Source organism: Geodermatophilus chilensis (assembly GCF_002802985.1).
Taxonomy (GTDB): Bacteria; Actinomycetota; Actinomycetes; order Mycobacteriales; family Geodermatophilaceae; genus Geodermatophilus; species Geodermatophilus chilensis.
The window spans coordinates 1-19,061 of the sequence record NZ_NVPT01000109.1 but is presented as its reverse complement, the minus strand read 5'-3'; the positions used below and the strand labels follow the sequence as shown (position 1 = coordinate 19,061).

The following is a 19,061-nucleotide window of genomic DNA, read 5'->3' as shown; positions in this document are numbered from 1 at the left end:
GTACGCAGGCGTCCCTGCAGTGGTCGGCCGGAGTGCCCGTCAGGTGCAGTCCAGCCGGTGAGCTCGGGTGACCACGCAGGAGCGCGGTTCGTAGCACGAACGAGACCGGCCGTGCCCGGAATCCGCCGCGGTGTTGTGGACAGCCGGCCCCCGTCCGGAGGCTCACCGCGGGTGTGCGCGCGGTGGGAGGGACGGGGGGCGTCCTCAGCGCTGGCCGAGCTCCCGGGCCATCTGCTCCAGCCGGGCGATCCGCTCGGGCATCGGCGGGTGGGTGGCGAACATCGACGCCAGACCCTGGCCCCGGAACGGGTTGGCGATCATCAGGTGGCTCTGGGTCACCAGCCGGTCCTCCTGGGGCAGCGGCCGGGCGGCCGCCCCGGAGGCGATCTTGCGCAGCGCCGAGGCCAGCGCCAGCGGGTCCTGCGACAGCAGCGCACCGGAGGCGTCGGCCTGGTACTCGCGGCTGCGGCTGACCGCCATCTGCACCAGGCCGGCGGCCAGCGGGCCGAGGAAGACCAGCAGGAGGCTGCCGAGGGCGTTGCCACCGCCGCGGTCGTCCTCCGACCGCCCGCCGAACAGCGAGGCGAACATCGCCATGTGCGCCAGGTAGGTGATGACGGTGGCCATGGCGCCGGCGACCGAGCTGATGAGGATGTCACGGTTGTAGACGTGCGAGAGCTCGTGGGCGAGCACGCCGCGCAGCTCCCGGCGGTCGAGCAGCTCGAGGATCCCCTGGGTCACGCAGACGGCCGCGTTGCGCGGGTTGCGGCCGGTCGCGAAGGCGTTGGGCTGGTCGGTGGGGCTGACGTAGAGCCGCGGCATCGGCTGCCGGGCCTCGGTGGCCAGGTCGCGCACCATCGCGTAGAGCTGCGGCGCCTGGGTCTCGGTCACCGGGAACGCCCGCATGGCCCGCAGGGCGAGCTTGTCGGAGTTGAAGTACGCGTAACCGTTGACCGCGAGGGCGACCAGCAGGGCGACGAACAGCCCACCCCGGCCGCCGACGAGGGCACCGGCGGCGAGGATCAGCCCGCCCATCAGGCCGAGGAGCACCGCGGTCTTGAGTCCGTTGCTCCAGCGCTGCACGTCCCGACCAACGCGGTGCCCGGGGACGCCGTTCCCCGGCCGCTCCCCCGCCCGGGTGCGACCGCGGTCACGGAATGGGTCCGCCCCGGTGTTGGTTGGGACCAGTCAGGTGCCGGGGTCCCCGGCCGTCCCGTCTGTCACCCGCATCACAGGTCCGCGCGATGTGACGGACACGTAACCTCGGCCGGTGGAGGTGCACCACTGATGACCACGACAGACCCGTCCGTCGCCGCCAGCACGGCGGGGGGCTCGACGCCCTTCGTCAAGAGCGTCGTCGAGCTCGACCGCGTCGTCATCCGGCTCGCCGGTGACTCCGGCGACGGCATGCAGCTCACCGGCAACCGCTTCACCAGCGAGACGGCGTCCTTCGGCAACGACCTGTCGACCCTGCCGAACTTCCCCGCCGAGATCCGCGCGCCGACGGGGACCCTGCCGGGTGTCAGCTCCTTCCAGCTGCACTTCGCCGACCACGACATCATGACGCCGGGCGACGCCCCGGACGTGCTGGTCGCCATGAACCCGGCCGCGCTCAAGGCCAACCTCTCCGACCTGCCCGGCGGCGGGCTGCTCATCGTCGACGCCGACGAGTTCACCCCGCGCAACCTGGCCAAGGTCGGCTACGCCGTGAACCCGCTCGAGGACGGTTCCCTCGACGGCTGGCAGCTGGTCAGCGTGCCGCTGACCACCCTCACCCTCGAGGCGCTCGCCGACTCCGGCCTCGGCAAGAAGGAGGCCGAGCGCTCGAAGAACATGTTCACCCTCGGCCTGCTGAGCTGGATGTACCACCGGCCCACCGAGGGCACCGTGCGCTTCCTGGAGCGCCAGTTCCGCCGCAAGCCCGAGATCGCCGCCGCCAACATCGCCGCCTTCCGGGCCGGCTACAACTACGGCGACACGACGGAGGCCTTCGCGGTCTCCTACGAGATCAAGCCCGCGCCGATGGCGCCGGGTCGCTACCGCAACATCTCCGGCAACCAGGCGCTGGCCCTGGGCATCGTCGCGGCCGGGCAGCGCTCGGGCCTGCCGGTGTTCCTCGGCGCCTACCCGATCACCCCGGCGTCGGACATCCTGCACGAGCTGTCCCGGCACAAGTCCTTCGGCGTCCGCACCTTCCAGGCCGAGGACGAGATCGCCGGCATCGCCTCGGCGATCGGCGCGTCCTTCGGCGGCGCCCTCGGCGTGACGACGACGTCCGGGCCGGGGGTCTCGCTGAAGTCCGAGGCGCTGGGCCTGGCGATCATGACCGAGCTGCCGCTGGTCGTCGTCGACGTGCAGCGCGGCGGCCCCTCCACCGGGCTGCCCACCAAGACCGAGCAGTCGGACCTGCTGCAGGCGATGTTCGGTCGCAACGGCGAGGCGCCCGTGCCGGTCGTCGCGCCGCGCTCCCCCGCCGACTGCTTCGACGCCGCGCTCGAGGCCGCACGGATCGCGCTGACCTACCGCACCCCGGTCATGCTGCTCTCCGACGGCTACCTGGCCAACGGCGCCGAGCCGTGGCAGATCCCGGACGTCGAGGAGCTGCCGGACCTCTCGGTCGAGTTCGCCACCGAGCCCAACGCCGCCACCCCCGACGGGACGCCGGAGTTCCAGCCCTACCTGCGCGACCCGGAGACGCTGGCCCGCCCGTGGGCCATCCCGGGCACGTCGGGGATGCAGCACCGCATCGGCGGTCTGGAGAAAGCCGACAAGACCGGCAACATCTCCTACGACCCGGCCAACCACGACCTGATGACCCGGCTGCGCCAGGCCAAGGTCGACGGCATCGCCGCGAGCATCGGGCCCACCGACGTCGACGACCCGGACGGGAACGCCAGCGTGGCCGTCATCGGATGGGGCTCGACCTACGGGCCGATCGGCGCCGCCTGCCGGCGGATCCGCCGCTCCGGCCGGTCGGTCGCCCAGATCCATCTGCGGCACCTCAACCCGTTCCCGGCCGACCTCGGCGAGGTGCTGCGCCGCTACGACCGGGTCATCTGCCCCGAGATGAACCTCGGGCAGCTGTCGATGCTGCTGCGCGCCAAGTACCTCGTCGACGTCGAGAGCCACACCCAGGTGCGCGGGCTGCCCTTCCGGGCCGCCGAGCTCGCCGCGGTCGTCCAGGACGTCATCGACTCCACCACCGGAGGCACCCAGTGACCACCATCGACCTCGGCATGCCAGCCGACGGCCCCATCGCCGACGCCATCGCCCGCTCCGTGGAGACCCAGGGTGAGAAGCAGACCACGCTCAAGGCCAAGGACCTCAAGACCGACCAGGAGGTGCGCTGGTGCCCGGGGTGCGGTGACTACGTCATCCTCAACGCGGTCCAGAGCTTCCTGCCCAGCCTCGGCATCGCGCGCGAGGACATGGTCATCGTCTCGGGCATCGGCTGCTCCTCGCGCTTCCCGTACTACATGAACACCTACGGGATGCACTCCATCCACGGCCGTGCGCCGGCGATCGCGACCGGCCTGGCGGCGTCCCGCCCGGACCTGTCGGTGTGGGTCGTGACCGGGGACGGCGACGCGCTGTCCATCGGCGGCAACCACCTGATCCACACGCTGCGCCGCAACGTGAACCTGAAGATCCTGCTGTTCAACAACCGGATCTACGGGCTCACCAAGGGCCAGTACTCGCCCACCAGCGAGGTCGGCAAGGTCACCAAGTCCACCCCGATGGGCTCGCTGGACCACCCGTTCAACCCGGTGTCGCTGGCACTGGGCGCGGACGCCGCCTTCGTGGGGCGGGCCATGGACTCCGACCGCAAGGGCCTCACCGAGGTGCTGCGGCAGGCGGCCGAGCACCAGGGCACCGCGCTGGTCGAGATCTACCAGAACTGCAACATCTTCAACGACGGCGCGTTCGACCTGCTCAAGGACCCGACGACCGGCGTGCAGTGGTCGATCCCGCTGGTCCACGGCGAGCCGCTGGTGTTCGGTCCGGACGGCGCCTCGTGCGTGGTCCGCGACGAGTTCGGCGGCCTGCGGATCGCCGAGACCAACCAGGTGGACGCGAGCGAGATCGTCGTGCACGACGCCACCCGCGAGGACCCGTCGTACGCGTTCGCGCTGTCGCGGCTGTCCAGCCAGGACCTGCGCTACACGCCGATGGGCGTCTTCCGGTCGGTGCAGAAGCCGACCTACGACCGTATGATGGCCGACCAGGTCGAGGAGGCCCGCACGTCCGCGCCGGCGGACCTCGGCGCGCTGCTCGCCGGCAACGACACCTGGACCGTCTCGGCCTGACAGCCGACCGGGCCGAACAGGTCGAGGGGCGCCCGGGGACTGAACGTCCCCGGGCGCCCCTCGATCTGTTGGCCGTCACATCGGGCTGCAGCCCCGTGGATCAGTGCCCGTTGTCCTTCTCGCCGTCGTGCTCCTTGCCGTCGTGCTCCTTGCCGTCGTCCTCTGCTCCCTCCACGGTGACGTCCTCGACCTTCTTGTCGAGCTTCTCGCCGTCCTTGTGGAACGCGACCTTGACCTTGGCATCGCCGTTTTCGGCCTCTTCGTCGCTCTTCTTCTCGAGCGTGACCTCCTTGGTCTGCTCCTCGCCGTCACACTCGAGATCTCCCTTGAACTTCGTCTCGTAGTAGGCCTCCGTCTCCTTCTGCCAGAGGGCCACGTGGGTCTTGATGTCGTCCCCGTCCTCGCACTTGTAGGTGAACTCGACCGTCAACTCGTCTCCGTCCTTCTCGACGGAGGCCTCATCCGCGATAGAGACGACCTCGGCGTAGGTCTTCTCGTCCTCGTGCCCGTCACCGCCGGCCCAGGCCGGCGACCCTCCGGCGAGAACGAGCACCGTGGCACCGGGGACGGCGAGCAGCAGACGTGAACGGTTCATGGAACTTCCCCCTTCCGGCGGCCGCATCCGTGCGGCCAAGAGTGCAACGACGGCCGCGACCCTTCCCCGGACCGACGGATGATCACAACCAGGTAACGGAGGACTGGACGCCGCGCCGTCCGGTTCACGGACGAGGCGTGACCGGGGGCAGTCGGCCGTGCGTCGCCGTGTGTCGCCGGTCAGCCCAGCGCGTCCCGCAGCGCCCCCGTGAGCACCGGTAGGGCCCGTGCCAGGTCGGCGCGGGCCGGTGCGGCGAACCCGACCACGAGCCCGGCCGCGGGCCGGTGCGGGCCGGGGGCGGTCCGGTGCCGCCCCAGCCCGTCCACCGCGACGCCGCGCCCGGCCGCTGCGGCGACGACCGACTCCTCGGCCACCGGCTCGGGCAGGGGCACGAACACGTGCGCGCCCGCCGGGTCGCCCTCGGCCTGTGCGCCGCCCGCGGCGACCGCCTTCAGCACCTCGGCACGCCGGGCGGCGAGCTCGCGGCGGAGACGGCGCAGGTGCCGGGCCAGGTCGCCGCTCTCGGCGAGCGCCGTGAACACCCGCTGTCCGGCCCGCGCCGGGCGGGTGCCGGTGGCCGTGCGCCGCGCGAGGATCGCCGCCCGCAGCTCCGGCGGGGCCACCAGCCAGCCCACGCCGAGCGTCGGGCTCACCGTCTTGCTCGTCGTCCCGAGGTGGACGACGACGTCGGGACCCAGCGCGCCCAGCAGGGGCAGCGGGGCGACGTCGTAGCGCAGCTCGCCGTCGTAGTCGTCCTCCAGCACCCACCAGCCCTCGGCGCGGGCCCGGGCCACCAGCGCCACCCGCCGGGCCGCGGAGAGCCGCCGGCCGAGCGGGAACTGGTGTGCCGGCGTGCAGTACACGGCCGCGAGCCCGGACGGCACGTCGTCCACGACCAGCCCGTCGCGGTCCACGGGCAGCGGCACCACCGTGGCCCCGGCGTCGCGCAGCGCGCCCACGACCCGCTGGTAGCCGGGGTCCTCGACGCCCACCCGGCTGCCCGGGGGCAGCAGCCGGGCCACCTCGGCGACCGCCGTCGAGGTGCCGCCGGTCGCGAGCACGTCACCCGGTCCGGCGGCCAGGACGCGGTGGCGCAGCAGGTGCTCGGTCACCGCCCGGGCGAACGCCGGGTCGGCCGCCGGCTCGGGACCCGCGTCCGGCGACGGGTCGCCCGCAGCACGCCACGCCCGCCGCCAGGCCGCCCGGTCCAGCACCTCCAGGCACGGCGCACCCGGCCGCAGGTCCAACCGGCCGGGCGCCGGCGGCCGGGCCACCGGAGGACGCGCCGGGGACCGGGCCGGGGACGCCGTCACCGCGCCGACCACGAAGGTGCCGACACCGCGGCGCCCGGCCGCCCACCCCTCGGCCAGCAGCTGGTCGTAGGCGGCGGCGGTGACGGTGCGGCTGACCCGGAGCGCGGCGGCCAGCTCGCGCGTGGAGGGGAGCCGGTCGCCGGGACGGAGCGTCCCGGCCGCCGCCGCCGACCGCAGCGCGTCGGCCAGCTGCACCGACAGCGCCGTCCCCGAGGTCCGGTCCAGCACCACCGGCGGGACGTCGACCACCGCGCACCTCCTCCCGCCACGAACAGTGGCCTGCTGAATCGGCAGCGTATTGGCCCTGGGAGGAGGCCACCCCAGCGAGCACGGTCAGCACCATGGATACCGCACCGCCGCTCTCCCCCACCGCCCGCAGCACCGTCCGCCGGGGCGCCAAGCGGGCCCGCACCGACCGCGCCGAGCTGTACGCCACGCTCGACGCCGGCCTGGTCGGCCACCTGGGGGTCGTGCTGGACGGCGCGCCGCTCGTGCTGCCCACCGGCTACGGGCGACAGGGAGACACCCTCTACCTGCACGGCTCCACCGGCGCGGCGTCACTGCGGGCCGCGTCCGCCGGCGTGCCGGTCTGCTTCACGGTCACCCTGGTCGACGGCGTCGTCTACGCCCGCTCGGCCTTCCACCACTCGATGAACTACCGCTGCGCCGTCGTCCACGGCGTCGCCCGACGGGTGACCGGCCCCGACGAGCTCCTGCACGGCCTCGAGGCGCTCACCGAGCACCTGGCCCCGGGCTCGTGGGACGCCACCCGGCGGCCCGACCGCAGGGAGCTCGCCGCCACCGCCCTGCTCGCCCTCGACCTGACCGAGGCCAGCCTCAAGGTGCGCACCGGTCCGCCGGGGGACGACGAGCAGGACCTGGCCACCCCGGTGTGGGCGGGGGTGCTGCCGCTGCGCACCGTGGTGGGCGAGCCGGAACCCTGCCCACTGCTCCCGGCGGGCACGCCCGTCCCCGCCCGGGTGCTCGACCGGGAGATCTGAGGAGCCTGGGCGATTTCCGCGGAACCGCCGAGGTCAGCGCGGGGTGACCCGCAGCAGCTGGTCCTCGCCGTCGCCGTTGTCGGTGGTGACGTAGAGCGCGCCGTCCCCGCCCTGCTGCACGGTCCGGATGCGGCCGTACGCACCCTCCAGCTCGGGCAGCCGGAACTGCTCGAGCAGGGTGCCGTCCTCGGCCACGCGCAGTGCGAGGACGCCCTGGTCCTTGAGGACGCCGAGCAGCAGCAGGCCCTCGTACGCCTGCCACTGCTCGCCGACGAGGAAGGTCGCGCCCGAGGAGGCGATCGTGGGCTCGCCGGACGCCCAGGTGGCCGGCATCGCGTCGGGCAGGGAGAGGTCGGTCATCGGCACGAACTCGCCGTAGCCGGGGCCCTGGGGCGCGAAGCCGCCGTTGCCGCCCGGCCGCAGCAGGGTCACCTCGTCGTCCCGGCGGGGGCCGTGCTCGGCGGCGTAGATCTGCCCCGACCCCGGTCGCACGGCCAGCCCCTGGACGTTGCGGTGGCCGTAGGTGAGCACCCGCGGGTCGGCGTCCGGGCGACCCAGGAACGGGTTGTCGGCGGCCGCCTCGCCGGTGGCCGGGTCGACCCGCAGCACCTTGCCCGCGAGGGTGCCCGGGTCCTGGGCGTTGGCGGCGACGGCGTTGTCGCCGGTGCCCACGAGCAGGGAGCCGGTCGCGTCGAAGCGCAGCCGGCAGCCGCCGTGCCGGCCGGTGCGCTCGTTGACCGGGATGTCGTCGACGAGCGGGTCGTCGACGCGGGTCGCCGTCGTCCAGCCGGGATCGACGGTCCAGGCGGTCACCTGGATCTCCGCACCGCCGCCCTCCTCGACGCCCTGGCAGGTGTAGAAGCGGCGGTCCTGCGCGAAGCCCGGGTCGAGCACCAGGCCCATCAGCCCGGTCTCCCCGGTGGCGAACAGGTCGCCGAAGTCGGCGTCCAGCGGCCGCACCGTCCCGTCGGGCAGCACGGCGGTCAGCCCGCCGCCCCGCTCGTCGAGGAGCAGGGTGCCGTCGGGGGCCTGGGCGACGTCCCACGGGTGGTCCAGCTCGTTGGCGACGACGGCCACGTCCTGCGCCGGGCGCGGCTCGGACGCCGGGTCGGGCCCGGGCGACGCGGGCGTCGTCGAGGCCGGCGCGGACTCCTCGGTCGGTGCGGCGTCGGGTTGCTCCCCGGCCGTGGCCGAGCACGCGGACAGCAGCAGGACGGCCCCCATGCAGGGTCCCGCCGGCCCCGTCCAGAGGCTCACCGTGAGCCTGCGAACGGTGAGGGGGACGGGGTCCTTCTCCGAGCGGTGGGGGGCATGGGGTCCTTGCTCAGCTGGTGCGCGTGACGACGTAGTCGCACAGCGCCGAGAGGGCCTCGCGGACCGGCCCCTCGGAAATGCCGGACAGCCGCGCCTGCGCCCGGTCGGCGTACTCGCGCAGCACCTCGGTGGCCCGCTGCAGCGCCGCCGACGAGCGCAGCAGCTCCAGCGCCTCGGCGTGCTCGCCGTCGTCGCTGATCGGCCGGGCGACCAGCTCGCGCAGCCGCTGCTCGGCCGGGTCGTCGCCGGCCAGGGCGAAGAGGGCCGGCAGCGTGGCGATGCCCTCCCGCAGGTCGGTGCCGGGTGACTTCCCGGAGGTGCCGCCCTCGCTGACGATGTCGAGCAGGTCGTCGGAGAGCTGGAAGGCGACGCCGACCTCCTCGCCGAAGGCGGTCAGCGCGGCGACCAGCTCGGCGTCCACCCCGGCGAAGGAGGCGCCGAAGCGGGCCGACGTCGCGACCAGGGAGCCCGTCTTGTCGGCCAGCACCTCGAGGTAGTGGGCCACCGGGTCGTCGCCGGCCTGCGCGCCGACGGTCTCGCGGATTTGCCCGGTGACCAGCCGCTCGAAGGTGCGCGCCTGGATGCGCACCGCCTCGGGACCGAGGTCGGCGAGCAGGTCGGAGGCGCGGGCGAAGAGGAAGTCGCCGGTGAGGATCGCGATGCTGTTGGACCACCGGCTGTTGGCGCTGGGCGCCCCGCGGCGGACGGCGGCCTCGTCCATGACGTCGTCGTGGTACAGCGTGGCCAGGTGGGTGAGCTCGCAGACCACCGCGGCCTCGGTGACGCCCGTGGCGCGGGGGTCGCCGAGCTCGGCGGCGAGCAGCGCCAGCAGCGGCCGGAACCGCTTGCCACCGGCGGCGACCAGATGCCCGGCCGCCTCCCGCACGAACGCGTGCTCGCTGCCGACGGCGGTGAGCAGCGCCTCCTCGACCCGGCCCAGACCCTCGGCGAGCCGGGCGCCGAGGTCGCCCTCGGGCAGCCACGGGCCGATCGTCGAGGCGGGGGTCGAGATCCGCTGCCAGGAGTCGGTCGGGGTCTCCCCGCCGACGGTGGCGCTGGCTCCGGTCATCAACCGACGAAGATAGCCGCCTGCTCAGCGAGATCGAGCACCGCCCCGGGGACGACGCCCAGCACCACCGTCGCGGTGACCGTCACGGCGAGCACCAGCGTCGTCGGCAGGCCCGGGACGCCGACCGTCGGACCGTCGGCCGCCGGCTCGGAGAAGTACATGAGCACGATGACGCGCAGGTAGAAGAACGCCGCCACCGCGCTGGCCAGCAGGGCCACCAGCACCAGCGGCCAGGCACCGTCGTCGATCGCGGCGCGGAAGACGGCGAACTTGCCGGTGAAGCCGCTGGTCAGCGGGATGCCCGCCAACGCGAGCAGGAACAGCGCCATGACCGCCGCGGTGAGCGGTGAGCGACGACCCAGGCCGGCCCACGTGGACAGGTGGGTGGCCTCGCCGTCGCCGTCGCGCACCAGCGTGAGCACCGCGAAGGCGCCGATCGTGGTCAGCCCGTAGGCCAGCAGGTAGAACATCGTCGCGCCGAGCCCGGAGCCGGTGCCGTCGGCGCCGCCGCCGTACCCGAGGACGCCGGTGAGCAGGAAGCCGGCGTGCGCGATCGAGGAGTAGGCGAGCATCCGCTTGAGATCGGTCTGGGTGAGGCCGAGGACGGCGCCGACGACCATCGAGACGATCGCGATGCCGTAGACCAGCGGCCGCCACGTCCACTCGCTGGTGCCGAACGCGACGTAGAGCAGCCGCAGGATCGCCCCGAAGGCCGCGACCTTGGTGCAGGCGGCCATGAACGCGGTGACCGGCGTCGGGGCGCCCTGGTAGACGTCCGGCGTCCAGGCGTGGAAGGGCGCCACGCTGGCCTTGAACATCAGCCCGACCACCAGCAGGGCCAGGCCGAGCACCAGCAGCACGCCGCCCCCGGCCTCGCCGGCCGACGCCTCGCGGATGGCCGACAGCCGGATGCTGCCGGTGGCGCCGTAGACCAGCGCTAGGCCGTAGAGGAAGAAGGCGGAGGCGAACGCGCCCAGCAGGAAGTACTTGACCGCCGCCTCCTGCGACAGCAGCCGCCGACGCCGGGCCATCCCGCTGATGAGGTACAGCGGCAGGCTGAGCACCTCGAGCGCGACGAACATGACCAGCAGGTCGTTGGCGGCGACGAACAGCATCATGCCGCCGATGGCGAAGGTGGCCAGCGGGTAGACCTCGGTCTGCACCCGCGGGGCGGTCATCAGCTCGCGGTCGCGCGGGCTGCCCGCGGGCACCGCGGCGGCGGCGACGAACGCCGAGCGGGCCGGGTCCAGCGAGCGCTCGGCGAACAGCAGCAGCGACAGCGCGCCGAGGCCGGCGATGGTGGCCTGCAGGAAGACCGCGGCGCCGTCGACGGCGAGCGCTCCGCCCGCGGTGACCTGCCGCTCGCCCACCAGCAGCAGGCTGGTGACCAGCCCGCCGAGGGTGCCGACCAGGGCGATGGCGACCTGTACCGGGTGCCGCACGTCGCGCGGCGCGAAGGCCTCGACGAGGACGCCGACGCACGCGGCGCCGAAGACGCACAGCAGGGGTGCCAGCGCGGCCAGGGAGAGGGCCGGGGCCTCGATCATCAGTCCGTCCCCTCGACGGGAGCCTCGGGCGAGACGCCGGCCGGGTCGGCCCCGACGTCGCTCATGGTGGCCGCGACCGCCGGCTCGATCAGGGCGATCAGCGGCTGCGGGTAGACCCCCAGCGCGATGATCAGCGCGACCATCGGCGCCGCGACGGCCAGCTCGCGGCGGGACAGGTCACGCACTCGCAGCCGGGCCGGCGCGGCCGCCGGGGCCTCGAGGGTGGCGGTGGCCGCGGTGGCCCCGCCCCCTCCGGTGGCGGGAGCGGTCGTCTCCGGCGCCGGCTCGAGCAGCACGCCGCGCGCCGGGCCGTGCATGGTGCGTTGGTAGACCAGCAGGACGTAGAGCGCGGCCAGCACGATGCCGACGGTGGCGAGCACGGTGGCCACCGGCCGGGTCGGGAACGAGCCGATCAGCACGAGGAACTCGCTGACGAAGCTGTTGGTGCCCGGCAGCGCGAGCGAGGCCAGCCCCGCGATCAGGAAGACCCCGGCCAGCAGGGGCGCCTGCGCGGCCACGCCGCCGTAGTCGCCGACCAGCCGGGAGCCGCCGCGGGCGATGAGCATGCCGACGACGAGGAACAGCAGGCCGGTCGCGATGCCGTGGTTGACCATGTAGAGCACCGCGCCCGTGGTGGCCTCGGTGGTGAAGGCGAAGATGCCCAGCGCGATGAAGCCGAAGTGCGCGATCGAGGTGTAGGACACCAGGCGCTTCATGTCGCTCTGCCCCATCGCCAGCAGCGCGGCGTAGAGGACGCCGGCCACGGCCAGCACCAGGACGTAGGGCGCGAGGTCACGGGAGGCGTCGGGGAACAGCGGCAGGCAGTAGCGGATGAAGCCGAACGTGCCGACCTTGTCCAGGACGCCGACCAGCAGCACCGCCCCGCCGATCGGCGCCTCGGCACCGGAGTCGGGCAGCCAGGTGTGGAACGGCACCAGCGGCGCCTTGATGGCGAAGGCGACGAAGAAGCCGAGGAACAGCAGCTTCTGCACGCCCGGGTCGATCTCGATCTGCCGCAGCGCGTCGAAGGCGAACGTCCCCTCGCCCAGCTCGTTGGCGCTGACCACGTACAGCCCGATCACGGCGGCCAGCATGACCAGCCCGCCGACCAGGCTGTAGAGGAAGAACTTGACCGCCGCGTACTGCCGCCGCGGCCCGCCGAAGCTGCCGATCAGGAAGTACATCGGGACGAGCATCGCCTCGAAGAACACGTAGAAGAGGAAGACGTCGGTCGCCGCGAAGACGCCGACCATCATCGACTCGAGCAGCAGCAGCCAGGCCCAGAACGCCCGCATCGAGCGCCGTCCGGTCGCCTCCTCCCGCCACGAGGCGACCACCACCACCGGCACGAGCACGCCGATGAGCAGCAGCATCACCAGTGCGATCCCGTCGACGCCGAGGGCGAAGTCGACGCCGAAGTCGGGGATCCAGGAGACCGACGTCGTCAGCTGGAACCGCTCGCCGCCGGCGTCGAAGGCGATCGTGGCCAGCACCGCGAGCAGCAGCACGAGCAGGCTCACACCCAGCGCGAGCTGCCGGGCCAGCGACTCCCGGCCGCGCGGCAGGGCGGCCACCGCAGCCGCACCGACCGCCGGGACGGCGATCATCGTGAGGAGCCAGGGGAATGTGGTCATCGCTGGACTCCGCAGGCTCCGTCTCGGCAGGTCACGTCGTCGCCTCTCGGTTTCTGGGGGAGCCCGCTCACCCGGCCGTCACCGCCAGCAGCGCACCGGCGACGACGACCGCGCCGCCGAGCATCGACAGCGCGTAGGAGCGGACGAACCCGGTCTGGGTGCGGCCCAGCCGGGACGACGAGCCGCCCAGCGTCGCGGCCAGGCCGTTGACCGCGCCGTCCACCCCGCGGTTGTCGACGAACACCAGGGCACGGGTCAGCCACTGCCCGGGCCGCATGAACAGCGACTCGTTCACCGCGTCGGCGTAGAGCGCGCGACGGGCGGCGCGGGTCACCGGCGACACCCGCACCGGCGCGGTCACCGGCACCTCGCGGCGGCCGACGAACAGCCAGGCGGTGAGCACGCCGAGCGCCATGACCACGGTGACCAGGACGCTCACCACGAGCGGCGCGACGACGTGCTCGGCCTCCTCGGGCTCACCGAACACCGGCGTCAGCCACGACTCCAGCGGGAAGGCGACGACCAGCAGGAAACCGGCGAGCACCGAGCCGACCGCGAGCAGCACCATCGGCGCGGTCATCACCGTCGGCGACTCGTGCGGGTGGACGCCGGGCTCCCACCGGGGCCGGCCGAAGAAGGTCATGAGCATCAGCCGGGTCATGTAGAAGGCGGTGAGCCCGGCGGCCAGGATCGCGACGCCGCCGAGCAGGTAGCCCCAGCCGTCGCCGCGGTCGAACGCCGCCTCGATGATCGCGTCCTTGGTGTAGAAGCCGGACAGGAACGGGAAGCCGATCAGCGCCAGGTAGCCCAGACCGAAGGTCACGAAGGTGACCTTCATCCGCGACGCGAGCCCGCCGAAGCGGCGCATGTCGACCGAGTCGCCCATCGCGTGCATCACCGAGCCGGCACCGAGGAACAGGCCGGCCTTGAAGAAGCCGTGGGTGAGCAGGTGCGCCAGCCCCGCGACGTAGCCGACCGGGCCGAGGCCGACGGCCAGGAACATGTAGCCGATCTGGCTGACCGTCGAGTAGGCCAGCACCTTCTTGATGTCGTCCTGGGCGCAGCCGGCGATCGCGCCGATCATCAGGGTGATCGCGCCGACAGCGAGGACGACGGCCCGCGCGGTCGGCGTCTCGTCGTAGATGGGTGCGCAGCGGGCGATGAGGTAGACGCCGGCGGTGACCATGGTGGCCGCGTGGATGAGGGCCGACACCGGGGTCGGACCCTCCATGGCGTCGGGCAGCCACGCCTGCAGCGGGAACTGGCCGGACTTGCCGCACGCGCCGAGCAGGAGCAGCAGCCCGATCGCGGTCACCGTGCCGCCGGCCAGGGTGCCGACCGCACCGAAGACGCCGTCGTAGGAGACGGTGCCCAGCTGGGCGAACATCAGGAAGATCGCCAGCGCCAGCCCGACGTCGCCGACCCGGTTCATGATGAACGCCTTCTTCGCGGCGGTCGCCGCCGACGGGCGCTCGTGCCAGAAGGCGATGAGCAGGTAGGACGCCAGGCCCACGCCCTCCCAGCCGACGTAGAGGGCCACGAAGTTGTCGCCGAGGACCAGCAGCAGCATCGCCGCGACGAACAGGTTGAGGTAGGCGAAGAACCGTCGGCGGCGCGGGTCGTGCGCCATGTAGCCGATCGAGTAGACGTGGATGAGCGCGCCCACGCCGGTGATCAGCAGCACGAAGACCGCCGAGAGCGGGTCGAACAGCAGGCCGGCCTGCACGTCCAGCGACCCGGTCGAGACGAAGGTGAAGAGGTCGACGTCCACCCGTCGACCGCCCAGCTGCAGCGTGCACAACAGGCCGAGCACGAAGGCCGCGACGACGGTGCCGGTGCCCAGCAGGTGTCCCCAGCGGTCGGTTCGTCGTCCCCCGAGCAGCAGGACGGCGGCGCCGGCCAGTGGCAGCGCGATGAGCAGCCAGGACGCGGCGATCAGCCCGTCGGCGGGCACGGTCTCCATCTACCGGCTCCTGTCAGTACTTGAGCAGGTTGGCGTCGTCGACCGACGCCGACCTGCGGGTCCGGTAGATCGACATGATGATCGCGAGGCCGACGACGACCTCGGCGGCCGCGACGACCATGACGAAGAACGCCATGACCTGGCCGTCGACGGTGCCGTTGGCGCGGGCGAAGGTGACCAGCGTCAGGTTCACCGAGTTGAGCATCAGCTCCACGCACATGAACACGACGATCGCGTTGCGCCGGACGAGGACGCCCACCGCGCCGATGGTGAACAGGATCGCCGCGAGCACCAGGTAGTGCGTGAGACTCACGACTCCTCCTCGCTGGCGCTCGTCGGCCGCGTTCGCGGCGCTGCTGTGCTCATCGGTGAGGTCGCAAGCTCCCTCACCTGTCCCGACCCCCCGGGATGTCGCTGGGCGCCGGGTCGAGGGTGCCCAGTGCCGCGTCGGGCGTGCCCAGCTCGGCCCGGCCGGTGGGACGCGGCATCTGCTCGACCTCCTGGGGTTCGATTCCGGTGGCGAAGCTGTCCTCGGTCAGCCGGCCGTCGGGCAGCAGCGCGGGTGCGGCGACGGAGTTGCCGCGGGCGTAGACACCGGGGCCGGGCAGCGTCTGCGGCCGGCCGGTGAGGAAGCGGGCCCGCGACAGCTCCTTCTGGGTGCGCCGCGTGCCGGCGTCCCGCTCGATGTGGGCCAGCACCATCGCGCCGACGGCCGCGGTGATCAGCAGCGCGCTGGTCACCTCAAAGGCCAGCAGGTAGCGGGTGAACAGCACCTCGGCGATCGCCTCGATGTTGCTGGTCTCCCCGCCCTGCACGCCCGCCAGGCCGGTGACCGGGAGGCCCTGGGTGGCCCGGGCGACGCCGGCGCCGATCAGCCCGGCGAAACCCAGGCCCAGCACGATCGCGGCCACCCGCTGGCCGCGCAGCGTCTCCACGACCGAGTCCGAGGAGTCGCGGCCGACCAGCATGAGCACGAACAGGAAGAGGATCATGATGGCGCCGGTGTAGACGATGATCTGCACCGCGCCGAGGAAGGGCGCCTCCTGGACGACGTAGAAGACGCCCAGCGCCAGCATCGTGTTGACCAGCCACAGCGCCGAGTGGACGGCGTTGCGCGAGAGCACCATGCCCAGGGCACCGGCCAGCGCGATCGGGCCGAGCACCCAGAAGACGACGGCCTCGCCGGTGCCGATGACGACGTCGTTCACGGGTGGTTCACCGGGACGGGCTGGTCGTCGCGGGCCCCGGCTGCGGGGTCGGCCGGCGGTGCCGCTCCGCCGGCCTCCCGGACGTAGTAGTCCTTCTCGTCGTCCCCCAGCCGCATGGCGTGCGGCGGGGCCTCCATGCCGGGCAGCAGCGGGGCCATGAGCTGCTCCTTGGTGTAGATCAGGTCGGCCCGGTTGTCGTCGGCCAGCTCGAAGTCGTTGCTCATGGTCAGCGAGCGGGTCGGGCAGGCCTCGATGCACAGGCCGCAGAAGATGCAGCGCAGGTAGTTGATCTGGTAGACGCGGCCGTAGCGCTCACCGGGCGAGTAGCGCTCGTCCTCGGTGTTGTCGCCACCCTCGACGTAGATGGCGTCGGCCGGGCAGGCCCAGGCGCACAGCTCGCAGCCGACGCACTTCTCCAGCCCGTCGGGGTGCCGGTTGAGCACGTGCCGCCCGTGGTAGCGCGGCTTGGTCACCTTGGGCACCTCGGGGTACTCCTCGGTGGTCACCTTCCGGAAGATCTGCGCGAAGGTGACCCCGAAGCCTTGCCCGGGTGCGGGCAGCCAGCTGGTGCGCTTCGCCGGTCCGGCGTCGCGGCCGCGGTGGGCGAGTTCGCGCGCGGTCTGCGCCACCATGTCGTGGCCGGGGTCGTGGGGCTCCGGCGAGCGGCGGTCCGCGTCGCGGTGCTCAGTCATCGACGTCCTCCTCGATCGTGGTGGTGCTGCGCCGTCCGGTGCCGACCACGGCGCCGTCCGGCGCGACCGTCTCGCGGCTGCGCAGCCGCGGGGACGGCGGGACGGCGAGGTCCATCGGCGGGACGGGGAAGCCGCCCTCGGCCCGGCTCGGAGCGGTGCGGCCGGCCGGGCGGCGCCGCGGCCCGGCCGGGGGCAGCACCTCCGGCTCGGCCTCGGTCGGGTGGATCGAGCCGGCCGCGGCCTTGGTCGCCGCGATGCGGGTGGCCCGGTTGCTGGCCCGGCTCGCGAGGAGCAGCACGGCGATGACCAGCAGCGCGATCGGGACGCCGACGAACAGCGCCACCTGGCCGGTGGAGAGGTCGGCCTCGCGGGCGACGGTGCGCATGGTGGCGACGGCGAGGATCCAGACCAGCGCGGTCGGGACCAGCACCTTCCAGCCGAAGCGCATGAACTGGTCGTAGCGCAGCCGGGGCAGCGTGCCGCGCAGCCAGATGAAGACGAACAGCGCGGCGACGACCTTGAGGAAGAACCACAGCAGCGGCCACCAGCCGGAGTTCGCGCCGTCCCAGATCGAGATCGGCCACGGTGCCCGCCAGCCGCCGAGGAAGAGCGTCGCGGCCAGCGCCGAGACGGTGACCATGTTGATGTACTCGGCGAGGAAGAACAGCGCGAACTTCAGCGACGAGTACTCGGTGTGGAAGCCGCCGACCAGCTCGCTCTCGGCCTCGGGCAGGTCGAACGGCGCCCGGTTGGTCTCGCCGACCACGGCGATGACGTAGATGACGAAGGAGACCGGCAGCAGGACGGCGAACCAGCCGGGGCCGGTGAACGTCAGGCCGAAGAAGGAGACCGGGTTGCCGTCGGCCTGCGCGGCGACGATCTCCGAGGTCGACATCGAGCCGGCGTAGAGGAACACCGCGACGATCGACAGGCCCATCGCGATCTCGTAGCTGACCATCTGCGCGGCGCTGCGCAGCCCGCCCAGCAGCGGGTAGGTCGAGCCCGACGCCCAGCCGGCCAGCACGATGCCGTAGACGCCCATCGCCGAGCAGGCCAGGACGACGAGGACGCCGATGGGGGCGTCGGTGAGCTGCAGCGGGGTCTGCTGGCCGAAGATGCTGACCACCGGGCCCAGCGGGATGACCGAGAAGGCCAGGAACGCCGGGATGGTGGCGATGACCGGGGCCAGGAAGTAGACCGGCTTGTCGGCGAGCGCCGGCATGATGTCTTCCTTGAACGCCAGCTTCAGCCCGTCGGCGAGGCTCTGCAGGTAGCCGCGGGGGCCGACCCTGTTGGGGCCGATGCGCTGCTGCATCCGCGCGACGACCTTGCGCTCGAAGACGATGGCGAACAGCGTCAGCAGCACCAGGACGGCGAAGACGCCGACGATCTTGATGAGGACGATCCACCAGACGTCGGTGCCGAAGTCCGCCAGAGTGGGCTGGTCGGCGGCGGCGATCGGGCTCACGCGGTGCCTCCCGTCGGGATGGCCGGGGTGGGTGAGGATGCGGTCGTCAGGCGGACGACGCCGCCGGGTGGGGTGCCCAGCCGGGTGCGCAGCTCGCTGCCCGGTGCGCGCATCGGCAGCCAGACCACCTGGTCGGGCATCTTGGTGACCAGCACCGGCAGGCTGATCTCCCCCATCGCGCCGCAGACGGTGACCCGGTCGCCGTCGACCAGGCCCAGCCGGCCGGCGGCGTCCTCGCCCAGACGGGCGACCGGCGGCCGGGCGGTGCCGGCGAGCTCGGGCTCGTCGCGCTGCAGCGTCCCGACGTCGAGCAGCTGCCGCCAGGAGGCGAGCACCGCCTGGTCGTCGGCGAGCTCCGGGTCACCGGGCGGGACGACGTCCAGGCCGGTCACCCGCGGGCGCTCGGCGACCACCCCCAGGGCGGCGAGCTCGGCGCGGGCGACCTCGGGGGCGGGCAGCCCCAGGTCGACGTCCAGCTCGTCGGCCAGCCCCTGCAGGACGCGGCCGTCGGGCAGCCGGCCGGTGCCGTGCAGCGTGGCGTCGAACGGTCGCAGCCGGCCCTCCCAGTCCAGGTAGGCGCCGGCCTTCTCCGGGGCGGCGGCCACCGGCAGGACGACGTCGGCGTGCTCGGTGACCGCGCTGGGCAGCATCTCCAGGCTGACCACGAAGTCGGCCCGGGCCAGGGCCGCCTCGGCCAGCGCGGGGTCGGGCAGGTCGGCCGGGTCGACGCCGCCGACGAGCAGGCCGGCGAGCTGCCCGTGCGCCGCGGCGGTGAGGATCCCTGTGGTGTCGCGGCCGGGGGTGGCCGGCAGATCGGCGACGCCCCAGGCGGCGGCGACCTGGGCGCGGGCCCCGGCGTCGGTGACCGGGCGGCCCCCGGGCAGCAGCGCCGGCAGCGCGCCGGCCTCCCCCTGTCGTTTATACAGATTCGGCGCTGCCGACGCCCCCTT

The 19,061-nt window shown here is 73.2% G+C and carries 16 protein-coding genes; 3 read left to right on the top strand and 13 right to left on the bottom strand.

From position 1 onward, the window contains the following. Window positions 1-204: 204 nt before the first annotated feature. A complete protein-coding gene (gene htpX / locus CNO22_RS17775) occupies window positions 205-1,083 on the bottom strand; it encodes a zinc metalloprotease HtpX (protein ID WP_100500626.1) in 879 nt (292 codons plus the stop codon). 204 nt (window positions 1,084-1,287) lie between these two features. Between htpX and CNO22_RS17770 the strand changes: the two genes are divergently transcribed. Then, window positions 1,288-3,219, top strand: a complete 1,932-nt coding sequence (locus CNO22_RS17770; RefSeq protein WP_100500625.1) for a 2-oxoacid:acceptor oxidoreductase subunit alpha — start codon at window positions 1,288-1,290, stop codon at window positions 3,217-3,219. Next, window positions 3,216-4,307, top strand: a complete 1,092-nt coding sequence (locus CNO22_RS17765) for a 2-oxoacid:ferredoxin oxidoreductase subunit beta (RefSeq protein ID WP_100500624.1) — start codon at window positions 3,216-3,218, stop codon at window positions 4,305-4,307. Before CNO22_RS17770 ends, CNO22_RS17765 begins: the two co-directional genes overlap by 4 nt. Window positions 4,308-4,407: 100 nt before the next feature. On the opposite strand, the gene CNO22_RS17760 is transcribed toward CNO22_RS17765, so the two are convergent. After that, window positions 4,408-4,860 (bottom strand): hypothetical protein, encoded by a 453-nt coding sequence (locus tag CNO22_RS17760; RefSeq protein WP_157936998.1) that lies wholly within the window; start codon window positions 4,858-4,860, stop codon window positions 4,408-4,410. A 221-nt stretch (window positions 4,861-5,081) separates the two neighbouring features. After that, window positions 5,082-6,464 (bottom strand): aminotransferase-like domain-containing protein, encoded by a 1,383-nt coding sequence (locus CNO22_RS17755; RefSeq protein ID WP_100500622.1) that lies wholly within the window; start codon window positions 6,462-6,464, stop codon window positions 5,082-5,084. A 92-nt stretch (window positions 6,465-6,556) separates the two neighbouring features. On the opposite strand from CNO22_RS17755, the gene CNO22_RS17750 reads away from it, so the two are divergent. Continuing rightward, entirely contained in the window at window positions 6,557-7,216 is a 660-nt protein-coding gene (locus tag CNO22_RS17750; RefSeq protein WP_100500621.1) for a pyridoxamine 5'-phosphate oxidase family protein, read from the top strand. A gap of 33 nt (window positions 7,217-7,249) precedes the next feature. Here the strand turns inward: CNO22_RS17750 and CNO22_RS17745 are convergent, their stop codons facing one another. The 10 genes from CNO22_RS17745 to CNO22_RS17700 all read right to left on the bottom strand — a co-directional run. After that, window positions 7,250-8,440, bottom strand: coding sequence for a PQQ-dependent sugar dehydrogenase (locus CNO22_RS17745; protein ID WP_232807137.1), 1,191 nt, complete (start codon window positions 8,438-8,440; stop codon window positions 7,250-7,252). A gap of 100 nt (window positions 8,441-8,540) precedes the next feature. After that, a complete protein-coding gene (locus tag CNO22_RS17740) occupies window positions 8,541-9,599 on the bottom strand; it encodes a polyprenyl synthetase family protein (RefSeq protein ID WP_100500619.1) in 1,059 nt (352 codons plus the stop codon). Beyond that, on the bottom strand, window positions 9,599-11,146 hold the full coding sequence (gene nuoN / locus CNO22_RS17735) for an NADH-quinone oxidoreductase subunit NuoN (RefSeq protein ID WP_100500618.1): 1,548 nt from the start codon (window positions 11,144-11,146) through the stop codon (window positions 9,599-9,601). Before nuoN ends, CNO22_RS17740 begins: the two co-directional genes overlap by 1 nt. After that, a complete protein-coding gene (locus tag CNO22_RS17730; RefSeq protein WP_100500617.1) occupies window positions 11,146-12,780 on the bottom strand; it encodes an NADH-quinone oxidoreductase subunit M in 1,635 nt (544 codons plus the stop codon). Before CNO22_RS17730 ends, nuoN begins: the two co-directional genes overlap by 1 nt. A 67-nt stretch (window positions 12,781-12,847) precedes the next feature. Further along, a complete protein-coding gene (nuoL, locus tag CNO22_RS17725) occupies window positions 12,848-14,743 on the bottom strand; it encodes an NADH-quinone oxidoreductase subunit L (protein WP_198588411.1) in 1,896 nt (631 codons plus the stop codon). A gap of 13 nt (window positions 14,744-14,756) precedes the next feature. After that, a complete protein-coding gene (nuoK, locus tag CNO22_RS17720) occupies window positions 14,757-15,056 on the bottom strand; it encodes an NADH-quinone oxidoreductase subunit NuoK (protein ID WP_100500616.1) in 300 nt (99 codons plus the stop codon). Between the two features lie 73 nt (window positions 15,057-15,129). Further along, entirely contained in the window at window positions 15,130-15,951 is an 822-nt protein-coding gene (locus CNO22_RS17715) for an NADH-quinone oxidoreductase subunit J (RefSeq protein ID WP_100500615.1), read from the bottom strand. Continuing rightward, complete coding sequence (nuoI, locus tag CNO22_RS17710; protein ID WP_269799606.1) at window positions 15,948-16,643, bottom strand: NADH-quinone oxidoreductase subunit NuoI; 696 nt, start codon at window positions 16,641-16,643, stop codon at window positions 15,948-15,950. The genes CNO22_RS17715 and nuoI overlap by 4 nt, the downstream gene beginning before the upstream one ends. Further along, window positions 16,636-18,111 (bottom strand): NADH-quinone oxidoreductase subunit NuoH, encoded by a 1,476-nt coding sequence (nuoH, locus tag CNO22_RS17705; protein ID WP_100500614.1) that lies wholly within the window; start codon window positions 18,109-18,111, stop codon window positions 16,636-16,638. The genes nuoI and nuoH overlap by 8 nt, the downstream gene beginning before the upstream one ends. Continuing rightward, on the bottom strand, window positions 18,108-19,061 hold a 954-nt coding region (locus CNO22_RS17700; protein ID WP_157936997.1), incomplete at its 5' end, for a molybdopterin dinucleotide binding domain-containing protein. The genes CNO22_RS17700 and nuoH, both read right to left, overlap by 4 nt.